At 69.8% G+C, this 11284-nt stretch carries 10 protein-coding genes and 1 other RNA gene; 1 reads left to right on the top strand and 10 read right to left on the bottom strand.

Annotated features, from left to right (window positions below; all coding sequences use genetic code 11):
* Nucleotides 1-4: 4 nt before the first annotated feature.
* The 6 genes from IE198_RS29030 to ftsE form a co-directional block, all read right to left on the bottom strand.
* Complete coding sequence (locus IE198_RS29030; protein WP_189891904.1) at nucleotides 5-667, bottom strand: hypothetical protein; 663 nt, start codon at nucleotides 665-667, stop codon at nucleotides 5-7.
* 718 nt (nucleotides 668-1385) lie between these two features.
* Nucleotides 1386-1755, bottom strand: a transfer-messenger RNA (tmRNA) gene (gene ssrA, locus IE198_RS29035).
* Between the two features lie 100 nt (nucleotides 1756-1855).
* Nucleotides 1856-2335 carry an SsrA-binding protein SmpB gene (gene smpB, locus IE198_RS29040; protein ID WP_189891906.1) on the bottom strand — a complete coding sequence of 160 codons (480 nt, stop codon included), beginning with the start codon at nucleotides 2333-2335 and terminating at the stop codon, nucleotides 1856-1858.
* 18 nt (nucleotides 2336-2353) lie between these two features.
* Entirely contained in the window at nucleotides 2354-3511 is a 1158-nt protein-coding gene (locus IE198_RS29045) for a S41 family peptidase (RefSeq protein WP_189891908.1), read from the bottom strand.
* A 67-nt stretch (nucleotides 3512-3578) separates the two neighbouring features.
* Nucleotides 3579-4496 (bottom strand): permease-like cell division protein FtsX, encoded by a 918-nt coding sequence (gene ftsX, locus IE198_RS29050; RefSeq protein ID WP_189891910.1) that lies wholly within the window; start codon nucleotides 4494-4496, stop codon nucleotides 3579-3581.
* Nucleotides 4497-4536: 40 nt separating this feature from the next.
* Nucleotides 4537-5226, bottom strand: coding sequence for a cell division ATP-binding protein FtsE (gene ftsE / locus IE198_RS29055; protein ID WP_005316903.1), 690 nt, complete (start codon nucleotides 5224-5226; stop codon nucleotides 4537-4539).
* A gap of 249 nt (nucleotides 5227-5475) precedes the next feature.
* Between ftsE and IE198_RS29060 the strand changes: the two genes are divergently transcribed.
* On the top strand, nucleotides 5476-5667 hold the full coding sequence (locus tag IE198_RS29060) for a hypothetical protein (protein ID WP_189891912.1): 192 nt from the start codon (nucleotides 5476-5478) through the stop codon (nucleotides 5665-5667).
* Between the two features lie 79 nt (nucleotides 5668-5746).
* On the opposite strand, the gene IE198_RS29065 is transcribed toward IE198_RS29060, so the two are convergent.
* From IE198_RS29065 to IE198_RS29080, 4 genes are all read right to left on the bottom strand, one after another.
* Nucleotides 5747-6493 (bottom strand): LPXTG cell wall anchor domain-containing protein, encoded by a 747-nt coding sequence (locus tag IE198_RS29065; RefSeq protein WP_189891914.1) that lies wholly within the window; start codon nucleotides 6491-6493, stop codon nucleotides 5747-5749.
* 270 nt (nucleotides 6494-6763) lie between these two features.
* Nucleotides 6764-7870 carry a peptide chain release factor 2 gene (prfB, locus tag IE198_RS29070; protein ID WP_189891916.1) on the bottom strand — a complete coding sequence of 369 codons (1107 nt, stop codon included), beginning with the start codon at nucleotides 7868-7870 and terminating at the stop codon, nucleotides 6764-6766.
* 61 nt (nucleotides 7871-7931) lie between these two features.
* Nucleotides 7932-9203 (bottom strand): serine/threonine-protein kinase, encoded by a 1272-nt coding sequence (locus IE198_RS29075; protein WP_189891919.1) that lies wholly within the window; start codon nucleotides 9201-9203, stop codon nucleotides 7932-7934.
* A gap of 129 nt (nucleotides 9204-9332) precedes the next feature.
* The gene (locus tag IE198_RS29080) at nucleotides 9333-10958 is read right to left on the bottom strand and encodes a serine/threonine-protein kinase (protein ID WP_189891921.1); all 1626 of its coding nucleotides are present in this window, start codon (nucleotides 10956-10958) and stop codon (nucleotides 9333-9335) included.
* Nucleotides 10959-11284 lie beyond the last annotated feature (326 nt).

Below are 11284 nucleotides of genomic sequence, written 5' to 3' on the forward strand. Positions count from 1 at the left end.
TCATTTACGGTGCGCCTTCTTGCACGGGCTGTCGGGGGGAGCCGCTGCTGGGAGCGGCGGGCTCCGCGGGGCCGGGGCCGCCGGAAGGGGTGACACCGGAAGAGGAAGCGCCGGCGCCTGGAGCGGCCGGACTCGCGGCCGGTTCCGTGCCGGTGCCGCCGCTCGGTGGCGGCGCGGACGGGGAAGCGGAGGCGGACGCCGGCGCGGCGGGCAGCGAGCGGCCGCCGCCCGTGGTGCCCGACGGCAGGGGCAGCACGGCGCCGGCGGAGTCCGCGGGGGCGGGGCTGCCCGGAGGGGCGTTGGGTGTGGCCACCGTGGACCCACGGCCGGTCGGGGCGGGTTGGATCTCGACCTGCTCGGGCTTCTTGTCCCTCACCTGTCCGAGACCGGGCATCCAGGGTGCGCTGGAGTCGCCGCCGAGCAGGGCGGCGACGAGCGTGATCGCGTAGCAGGCACAGGCGGCGGCCAGCACCCAGCCGATACGGCGGAACTTCTTGCTGCGCCGGCCGCTCTCGTCGACGAAGACCGGCCCTTCGGCACTGTCCGGGGCGACGATCGGCTCGATGGGCAGATCCCGCAGTTTCCGGCCGAGGCCGTCGAGTTGAATGGTCACCTCGTGCGGCTCGTGCGTGTAACCGGTACCGACGTTTTCTTGCCAATTTTCCATGGCTTGTGGCACATCCCCCCACTGACTGGAATCGGGTGCGCGCACAGCTGACCGGCCGCTTCCGGACGTGGGTCCCCAACCCTGCCCGAGCGCTTCTACCCCACTCACTCACCCGGTCCATGAATGTAGCGCACCCTCGATGGGCCCCGCGCGCCGCAGTCAGCTGTTGTCACACATCAGCGACATATCACTTTCCGGCAACCATCGGCCTGGCGTTCTTTCCAGCCACGCTTCGCGGGGGGCGAATCGGTGGACCACTTCCGGCATCGGCGTCGCCCGCGTCGCCCCCGCCGACGTATACGGCTTCGTCGGCGAGCGCGTTCAACGGGATCCAGGCCGGCCCGGCCCTCGCGTAGCCGGACCGCCACCGGCGACTTTGGAGCACAGCGCTCCGCCGGGGTCACCCATGTCGTGCAGGCAGTCGAAGACGCAGGCGAGATCGCAGCCGTCGCCGGGAAGGTCCTGGCCAAAGCGGCAGCGAAGACGATGTTCCCGAAGAGACCTTCCGCAGCCGCAAGGACGACCGACCGGTCCATCGGTGCACCGGTGACGGCCGAACCCGTCGATCGTGGACGCCGGGCAGGCATGGAACCGCCCGCCGTCTGAGCCGCCGGCCGCTGGTGCACGTACGGGCGGACCGGTCTCTGCTGTCGACGCCCGTCGACGGAAAGGCCTCCGGCCCGCGGATGTTTCCGCGGGCCGGAGGCCTACATGGGATGAGTGGAGATGGCGGGAATCGAACCCGCGTCCAACGGTGCAGAATCAGGGCTTCTCCGTGTGCAGTCCGCTGCGATTTTCTCGGCCCCGGAGATCACGCGGACAAGTCTCCGACGGGCTCAGTCACTGTTTGTTTTCCCTCTGCTCCCCGTGACCGGGCTCAGAGGTTTAGTTCCCTAGCTGATGCCAGGATCCGGGTCGGGAACAGCCCCGGGCTGACACTTCGCAAGTCGCTACTTAGGCAGCGAGGGCGAAGGAATCGCGCTTGGTGTTGGCGATTATTGGTTGCGACATATGGTTTACGAGATCATTGCCGCTTCCTCGACACGCTTCCCCTGCTTCGACATCCGCTGTCGAAACCGATCATCCCCATGTTGATTTTTCAAGCCCCTGAGGGGCGGCGCCCCACCGTGCGGGGCAGGTGCCATCGTACGTGACCAACGCACCCGGATGCCAGCGTATTCCCCGCGGTCAGCCGCGCTGGCGCCGCCGTGCCGCCGACACCGCGCGGTCCGCCTCGCGGCGGTCCTGCTTCTCGCGCAGCGTCTGCCGCTTGTCGTACTCCTTCTTGCCCTTCGCCAGCGCGATCTCGACCTTCGCCCGGCCGTCCTTGAAGTACAGCGCCAGCGGCACGATCGTGTGCCCGGTCTCCTGCGACTTCGACTGGAGCTTGTCGATCTCCACCCGGTGCATCAGCAGCTTCCGCTTGCGGCGGGCGCTGTGGTTGGTCCAGGTGCCCTGGCTGTACTCCGGCACATGGACGTTGTGCAGCCACGCCTCGTTGCCGTCGATCTGGACGAAGCCGTCGACCAGCGAGGCCCGCCCCTGACGCAGCGACTTCACCTCGGTACCCATCAGCACGAGGCCGCACTCGTAGGTGTCGAGAATGTGGTAGTCGTGCCGCGCCTTCTTGTTCTGCGCGATCAGTTTGCGCCCTGTTTCCTTAGCCATAGTGCGGTCATTTTCGCACTACGACCCACCTCCGAGGCCACTCAATACCGTCTGCGCCCGTTTTTCCGCGCCCTCGGGCGCCACCAGGTCGGGCGCGATGCCCTTGCCGTCCACACTGTGACCCGACGGAGTGCGGTAGTGACCGACGGTGAGCTCGGCGACCGATCCGTCGGGGAGCTTGCTCGGCATCTGCACCGAGCCCTTGCCGAAGGTGCGGGTACCCACCGTGACGGCACGGCCACGGTCCTTGAGTGCCCCGGTGACCAGCTCTGCGGCGCTCATGGTGCCCGCGTCGACGAGGGTGACGACGGGCCGCTCGGTGTCGCCGCCCTGCCGGGCGTGGAGGGCCAGCTGCTCGCCGCGTACGTCGTACGTGGCGACCAGGCCGCCGTCGAGGAAGGCCGATGCGGCTGTGACCGCCTCGGAGACCAGGCCGCCGTCATTGCCCCGCAGATCGAGGAGGACACCGGAGCCCGCGGGCGCCTCGCGCACGGCCTTCCTGACCCGCTCGCCGGAGCCCTTGGTGAACGAGGAGACCCTGATCACCACGGCGCCGTCGGGCAGACGTTCCACGGTGACGGTCTCGGTGGTCAGCAGGGCCCGCGTGAGGGTCCGGGACCAGCGACGCCCGTCCCGCTCCAGCTCCAGGGTCACATCGGTGCCGCTGCTGCCGCGGAGCAGCGCCACGACCTCCGTGACGGGGCGGCGGGCGACGTCGCTGCCGTCGATCGCGAGGAGCCGGTCACCGGCCCTGATCCCGGCCCGCTCCGCGGGACTGTCCGGCTGCACCCTGGCGACCTCGACCCGGCCTTCCGAGGTGCGTCTCGCGCCCAGACCGACGCCGGTGTACTCGCCCTCGAGCGCCTTCCGGAACTCCTCGTACTCCTGCTTGTCGTACACGGCGCCCCAGCGGTCGCCGCTGCGACTGACGACCTCCTCGGCCGCCTCCGTACCCGACTTGCCCTTCGCCGCCGCCTCTGCGGCGGCCCGTGCCACGTCCTCGCGGTCCACGGTCGCCACGGCGGCACGGGCGGAGAGCGGGCCGGGTGCGGAGTGGTCGTCGTGCGGCAGGCAGTTGGTGGCCGCGGCCGTGGCGAGGACGACTCCGAAGACCAATGTCAGGGCAGCCCCGCGGCGGATGCCGTGGGGCCGGGGACTGAACTCGGGGCCCGACATGGCGTTGAGTCTAGGACAAGCAAAGGGCGCCGTACGGACGTTGCCCGCACGGCGCCCGGGGCGCTTGTCACACCTTCAGGTACTTGCGCAATGCGACGAAAGCGGCCACGGCGGGCATCAGCAGCCCGATCGCCAGCACCAGGGGCAACTTGGTGACCACGGCGTCCCAGCCGATGAAGTTGACCAGCTGCATCTTCTCGGAGAGCGCCAGACCGTGGTCGATCAGGAAGTAACGGCCCACCAGCAGCATCATGGAGGCGACCACGCCGCCCAACAGGCCCGCGAAGGCGGCCTCCATGATGAACGGCATCTGGATGTAGAAGCTCGAGGCACCGACGAGCCGCATGATGCCGGTCTCACGCCTACGGCTGAACGCCGAAACGCGCACGGTGTTGACGATGAGCATCAGCGCAATGATCAGCATCAGACCCATGACGAAGATCGCGGCGACGTTCATGCCGTTCATCAGGGAGAACAGGTTCTCCAGGATGTTGCGCTGGTCCTGAACCGACTGCACACCGTCACGGCCGGCGAACGCGGTCGCCACGACCTTGTACTTCTCAGGGTCGTCGAGTTTCACTCGGAACGACTCCTGCATCTGGTCCGGGGTGATCGTGGACGCGATGGGGGTGTCGCCGTACTGCTCGCGGTAGTGCTTGTACGCCTCTTCCGCCGTCTCGTGATGGACCGTGTCGACGACGTCCATCTTCTTCAGATCGGCCTCGATCTGCTCCTTCTGCGGGGTGGTGACGGCGCCCTTGGAGCACTGGGGCGAGGTCGCCGCGTCGTTCTTGTTGCAGAGGAAGATGGAGACGTTGACCTTGTCGTACCAGAAGTCCTTCATCGTGCTGACCTGCTCGCGCATGAGCAGCGCACCGCCGAATAGGGCGAGTGAGAGGGCTACGGAGACGATCACCGCGAAGGTCATCGTGAGATTGCGGCGGAGACCGACCCCGATCTCCGACATCACGAACTGGGCGCGCATGGCGTGCTGTCAGCCTTTCAGTCTTGCAGTCTGTCCGGGCTCAGTGCTGGTAGCCGTAGACGCCACGTGCCTGGTCGCGGACGAGACGGCCCTTCTCGAGCTCGATGACGCGCTTGCGCATCTGGTCGACGATGTTCTGATCGTGGGTCGCCATGATCACGGTGGTGCCGGTGCGGTTGATCCTGTCGAGCAGCTTCATGATGCCGACGGAGGTCTGCGGGTCGAGGTTTCCCGTCGGCTCGTCCGCGATGAGCAGCATGGGGCGGTTGACGAAGGCCCGGGCGATCGCCACCCGCTGCTGCTCGCCACCGGAGAGCTCGCCGGGCATCCGGTCCTCCTTGCCGCCGAGACCGACGAGGTCGAGCACCTGGGGCACGGCCTTGCGGATCTCACCACGCGGCTTGCCGATGACCTCCTGTGCGAACGCCACGTTCTCCGCGACGGTCTTGTTGGGCAGCAGGCGGAAGTCCTGGAAGACGGTGCCCAACTGGCGGCGCATCTGCGGCACCTTCCAGTTGGAGAGCCGGGCCAGGTCCTTGCCGAGGACGTGGACCATGCCCTGGCTGGCGCGCTCCTCACGCAGCACCAGCCGCAGGAACGTCGACTTGCCGGAACCGGACGAGCCCACGAGGAAGACGAACTCGCCCTTCTCGATCTCGAGGGAGACGTCGCGCAGGGCAGGTCGGTTCTGCCTGGGGTATGTCTTGGAGACGTTGTCGAATCGGATCACGGGTGCACCACGGTCGGCCGGGAGTAGGTGAGCGTGACCTTACGCGACTGCGACGCGGCCGCGCAGTCCCCGCCCTGACTTGCGCGTTTTGTCCGTTCGTGGATCGGGGGCAAATCCGACGGCCCGCGCCGAAAAGCGCGCGAGCTGGCACAGTGGTAGGGGAACAGTCGCGTTTCCCTGGGCGTTGTCGGGAGAGAAATGTGCTTGCGGTCCGCGCCTGCGGCCCGGCGCGCGGGAGGAGGAGAGCGCATGACCTACGACCGATTGGTGTGCGCCAACTGCGCGGCACCCGTCGCCGAAGGCCGCTGCCCGGTCTGCCGGGCAAATCGTGAACGGCTGCAGCAGGACGGGCCCTTCGCCGGCCTGAGCCCGGCGGCTCTGCTGGCCCTGCTGGTGCTACTGGTGGCCGCGGTGGCCCTCCTGGCGGCGCAGACCGCGTAGGCGGTCGTCCGGAGACGCGGAAGGGCCCGAGGTGCTCGGCACCTCGGGCCCTTCCTTCGTCCGTTACCGCCCGTGTCGCTTAGGCGACGGTGCGGCCACCGCCCACGAGACGCGGCAGCATACGGAAGCCGATGCCACCGGCGATCATCGTCGCGGCGCCGATCAGCAGGAAGGTGGTCTCGGTGGCGCCGGTCTCCGCCAGCTCCTCCTTGGCCTCGCCCTGCTGGGCCGGCTGTGAGCCGGCACTGTCCGTGTCGGTGCCGTCACCGGAGCCGACCGGGGCGTCGCCGTCGATCACGCCGTCGTCGCCACCGTCGGTGTCGTTGTCGTTGCCACCACCGGGCTGCTCCGGGTCACCGGGCTCCTCCGGGTCGCTCGGGTTACCCGGGTTACCGGGGTCGCCGGGGTCGCCCGGGTTACCGGGGTCGCCGGGGTCGCCCGGGTTACCGGGGTCGCCGGGGTCGCCCGGGTTACCGGGGTCGCCGGGGTCGCCCGGGTTACCGGGGTCGCCGGGGTCGCCCGGGTTACCGGGGTCGCCCGGGTCGCCCGGGTCACCGGGGTCGCCCGGGTCACCCGGGTCGCCCGGGTCGCCCGGGTCACCGGGGTCACCGGGGTCACCCGGCTCGCAGAGCGTCGGGATGAGCTCGCAGTCCTCACCCGGGTCGTCGTCGTTGTTGATGCTGACCTCGACGCCGATGTCGGCGACCTCGGCCTCGCCGGTCAGGTCGAAGGCCTGCGCCGCGCCGGCGGCGGTCAACGACGCACCCGCGGCGATCACTGCGCCGGCGGCGATGCGCGCGACCCGGATCCGCGTCTTCTTCGTCATGTAACTGCTACCCCCAGTAGCTGTCTTGTCAATGGAGCAGCGTCAGGGGCAGCGGATCCGGGAGCTGTTGCGCTTCGCCCCCGTTCGCACACGCCCCACAAACACGCATGCCGCGCGTCAGCCTTCCCAGTTTTCGAAAGCACGTCAAGGTCGTTAGCGGACGCGATGTCCGAAATACCGTCAGTTGCCTGACCTGCGGGCATGCAACTGTGACATAAAAGGTAACTGCCGCCCTGCGGGCGGCAGTTACCTTGTCGACAAAGCGCTTCGCTACTTCTCCCGCTGCTTGCGCCAGCGAATTCCCGCCTCGAGGAAACCGTCGATCTCACCGTCGAGCACGGACTGCGGGTTGCCCACCTCGAACTCGGTCCGCAGGTCCTTGACCATCTGGTACGGGTGCAACACGTACGAACGCATCTGGTTGCCCCAGGAGTTGCCGCCGTCGCCCTTGAGGGCGTCCATCTTGGCCTGCTCCTCCTGACGGCGGCGCTCGAGGAGCTTCGCCTGCAGGACGTTCATCGCGCTCGCCTTGTTCTGGATCTGGGAGCGCTCGTTCTGGCAGGAGACGACGATGCCCGTCGGGACGTGCGTCAGACGCACCGCCGAGTCGGTGGTGTTGACGCCCTGGCCGCCGGGGCCCGATGCGCGGTACACGTCCACGCGGAGCTCGGACTCGTCGATCTCGACGTGGTCGGTCTTCTCGACGACCGGCAGCACCTCGACACCCGCGAACGACGTCTGGCGGCGGCCCTGGTTGTCGAAGGGCGAGATGCGCACCAGCCGGTGCGTGCCCTGCTCGACGGAGAGCGTGCCGTACGCGTACGGCGCCTTGACGACGAAGGTGGTCGACTTGATGCCGGCCTCCTCCGCGTAGGACGTCTCGTAGACCTCGGTGCCGTAGTTGTGCCGCTCGGCCCAGCGCAGGTACATGCGCTGGAGCTGCTCGGCGAAGTCGGCGGCGTCGACGCCGCCCGCCTCGGCGCGGATGTTGACCAGCGCCTCGCGCTCGTCGTACTCACCGGACAGGAGGGTGCGGACCTCCATCTCGTCCAGCGCCTTCCGCACCGCTTCCAGCTCGGTCTCGGCCTCGGCCCGGGTGTCCGGGTCGTCCTCTGCCTCTGCCAGCTCGAAGAGCACCTCGAGGTCGTCGATACGACCCCGGAGCGCCTCGGTCTTGCGGACCTCGGCCTGCAGGTGCGAGAGCTTGCTGGTGATCTTCTGCGCCGCATCGGGGTCGTCCCACAGGGACGGTGCCGCCGCCTGCTCCTCGAGCACGGCGATGTCTGCCCTCATCCTGTCGAGGTCCAGAACGGCCTCGATCGACCCCATGGTCGAGGAAAGGGACTTCAGCTCTTCGGATACATCGACGACTGCCACGGGTCCAGCGTAACGGCTGGGCGAACGGACCAGTGCTGCCCCCGGCGCCCCGGGGAAAGCCCTAGGGCTCGGAGGGTGCCGACTGACGGTTGTCCCGGGGCGGTGCCTCGCCGTCGTCGCCGCTGGTGGCCAGCCAGCCGCCGACGCCGACCGCCGCGGCCACGGCGAGAGCGACGACACCGAGAGTGATGCGCCGCCTGCGCACTGCGGTGGACCGGTTCCGGGCCGAGCCCGGCCGGCGCTGCCCGGGCGTGCGCGGCGCCCTTGCCGTGCCGTGGGCGCCGCCCGCGAGCTCGTCGGGGGCGGGGACCCGCATCGAGGTATGGGTGTCACGGTTGGAGTCGGCCGGCGCGGCACCCGGGACCAGCGGCACGGCACCACGGCGGCGCGGCGCGCCGGGGACGGGCGCCGCGACGTCCTCGTACGGCTCGGCCGACGGCTCCGCATCGGGCTCGTCGACCTCCAGGGGCGGGATGCCCGCGAGCGTCGGCAGCAGGTCGTGCAGCCGGGACGCCACCTCGGAGGCGCGCAGCCGGGAGGCCGGTGCCTTCGCCAGGCACTGGACGATGAGCTGCCAGAGCTCGTCGGGGATGCCGGGAAGCGGCACCACGGTCTCCGTGACGTGGCGCCGCAGGACCGCGCCCGGGTGCCCGCCGCCGAAGGGGGTGAAGCCGGCCAGCAGCTCGTAGAGGACCGTCGCCAGCGCGTAGATGTCGACTGCCGCACGGGGCGGCAGGCCCTCCACGATCTCGGGGGCGATGTAGTCGGGGGTGCCGATGATCCCCGACGGGTTCGGCGCGGCGGCGCCGGCGGGGCGCTGCGCCTTGGTGCGGCGCGGGGTGTCGATCAGCTTGGCGACGCCGAAGTCGGTGAGCAGCGCGGGGTGCGAGCCGGCGGGCCCGAGTGGGCCCTCCATGTCGAGCAGGATGTTTTCGGGCTTCACGTCCCGGTGCACGACGCCCGCCGCATGGGCGGCCGCAAGGCCGTCGGCGACGTCCGCGATGATGGCGACCGCGGCCTCCGGTGCGAGGCGGCGTTCTCGGTCCAGACGCGTGCGCAGATCGGTGCCGCGCACGAGCTGCATGACCAGTGCGAGGTCGTTGCCGTCGACGACGAGGTCGCGGACGCCGACGACCCTGGGGTGGTCGAGCCCGAGCAGGGCGGTGCGCTCCTGGACGAAGCGTCCGACGAGCTCCTGGTCGGAGGCTAGGTCCTCACGAAGAAGCTTGATGGCGACGGGCCCCTCGGGTCCTTCACCGAGCCACACAGTGCCGGCGCTCCCCCGCCCCAGGATCTGGTGGGCCGTGTACCGGCTGCCGATATTCCGTGCCAAGACTGCTCCCTCAGCGGCTGGCGTTGCCCCACAACGTACGCGGGCATCCGGGTGCTGTGTGCCCCGGATGACACCAACCTCCACTTCTGCGGGATAAGTCGACCCGCAGAAGTCGACAAAACGACAGAGTTACTGCTGGTTACCGATTCGGTCGGCTGTGTCCTTCGCCTCGCCGAGCTCAGAGATCCAGTTCGTGACCGTCGAAATGCCGTCGCCGATCGCGTCCCAGTAGCCCTTGCCCTGCGCGACCCAGTCCTGGAGCGGGGTGAGCTCCCAGATCAGCCAGCCGGCCACGATGAGCAGCAGCACCGAGAACAAGCAGCCCTTGAGGCAACCCAGCCCGGGGATGCGCATCGGGTTCGCGCGCTGCCTCGGCTGGCGGGGCGGACGCTGCGCGGGCGGCTGCTGGGGCGGCGGCGCCTGCGGGGGCGCGTACCGCTGCGGGGCGTACTGCCCGCGCTGCTGGGGCGCCGGCGCATACGGCTGCGGCTGGGGGCGCTGCGGCGGCCGCTGCTGCGGCTGCTGCGGGGCCTGGCGCTGCGGACGGCGGCGCAGCGGGTCCTGACTCGGGTCGAGGTACTGGACCTGCGTCTGCTCGTTGCGGTCCCGGGCGGCACGGAGCTGGGTCTGCCACGGGTGCGGCTCCTCCGGGGCCGGCTGCCCCGGCGGTACGGGCGGCATGACGGCGGTCGGGTCGGCCGTGCCGCCGGGCTGCCCGGTGTGCGGCATGACGCTGGTGGCGGCCGCCGGGTCGTACGCCGAGCTGCCGCTTCCCCCGCCGGTGTTCGGCAGGACCTGCGTCGCGTCAGAGGCTCCCGGCGCGCCGGGAACCGGCGCCGGGGCCGGATCCGGCGCCAGCAGCGCGCCGACACCGAGTGCGGCATCGACCTGTGCGGCGTTCGAGTGCACCCCGATGCCCGCGGCGACCGTGCGCAGACCACGGGCGAGGTTCTGGGCACTGGGACGCTCGGAGGGCTCCTTGCGCAGGCAGCGCTCTATGACGGTCCACAGCGGCTCGGGGACCGTGGTGGGGCGCCGGGGCTCCTCGCTGAGATGGCGGTGCAGCACCTCCAGCGCCGTACCGCCCGCGAACGGGGGCCGTCCGGTGACCAGCTCGTAGAGCAGGATGCCGGCGCCGTAGATGTCTACCGCCGAGGTCTGCGGGCGGCCCTCCGCGGACTCCGGAGCGACGTACGCGGGGGTCCCGACGAACTCGTGGGTCCTGGTCAGGCCCGGGGAATCGGCGAGGCGCGCGATGCCGAAGTCGGTCAGCATCGGGTGCATCTGGCCGTCGGCGTCGGTCTTGAGCAGCACGTTCGCCGGCTTCAGGTCGCGGTGGACGACGCCGTCGGCGTGGCTGGACGCGAGCGCGTCCGCGATCTGGGCGGTCATCAGCGACGCGGCGACCGGGCTGAGCGGACCGTTCTCGCGCAGATAGCGGTGCAGGTCGGGGCCGTCGACCAGGTCCATCACGAGGGCGAGGAGGTCTCCCTCGACGACGAGGTCGCGGGTACGGACGATGTTCGGGTGCGTGAGACGGAGCAGGACCGAGCGCTCCCGGAGGAAACGCATCACCACATCCGCGTCGTTCGCGAGCTCCTCCTTGAGGACCTTGATCGCGACGGTCTCACCGGGCTGTCCCGCGACGGCCGCCTCCGCGCCCGCGGTCTCCCTCTGACGGGCTCGCCAGACGGTGCCCGTGGCGCCGCGCCCCAGCGGCTCCTCGAGCAGGTACTTGCTGCCTACCGGCCGCACGTCATGCGCTCCCTGCTGATCGTGATCCTCACATGGCCCGGTCCGCCGGACGATTGCCGGTCCGCCGGGTTGTCCGACCCACTTTAGGGGGTGTCTCTCCTGTCGCTCCTGTTCGAGGGACAGACGCGGGCATCGTACGGATGGTTGCCGGGTCCGCGTGCGGTGAACACCACGATCCCTCCCGTCCGTATTCCGCAGGATGACTTCTACGGGATACCACCAGGCTCTTTTCTGTCCGGATCTGTTACCCCTGCCGCCGGGTCATGATCACTTATGGGTGGTCGGCGGGCGTGTTGTCGGCGGCGGATGCGAGGATGCCCTCAGCA

The organism is Streptomyces xantholiticus (assembly GCF_014651015.1).
Taxonomy (GTDB): Bacteria; Actinomycetota; Actinomycetes; order Streptomycetales; family Streptomycetaceae; genus Streptomyces; species Streptomyces xantholiticus.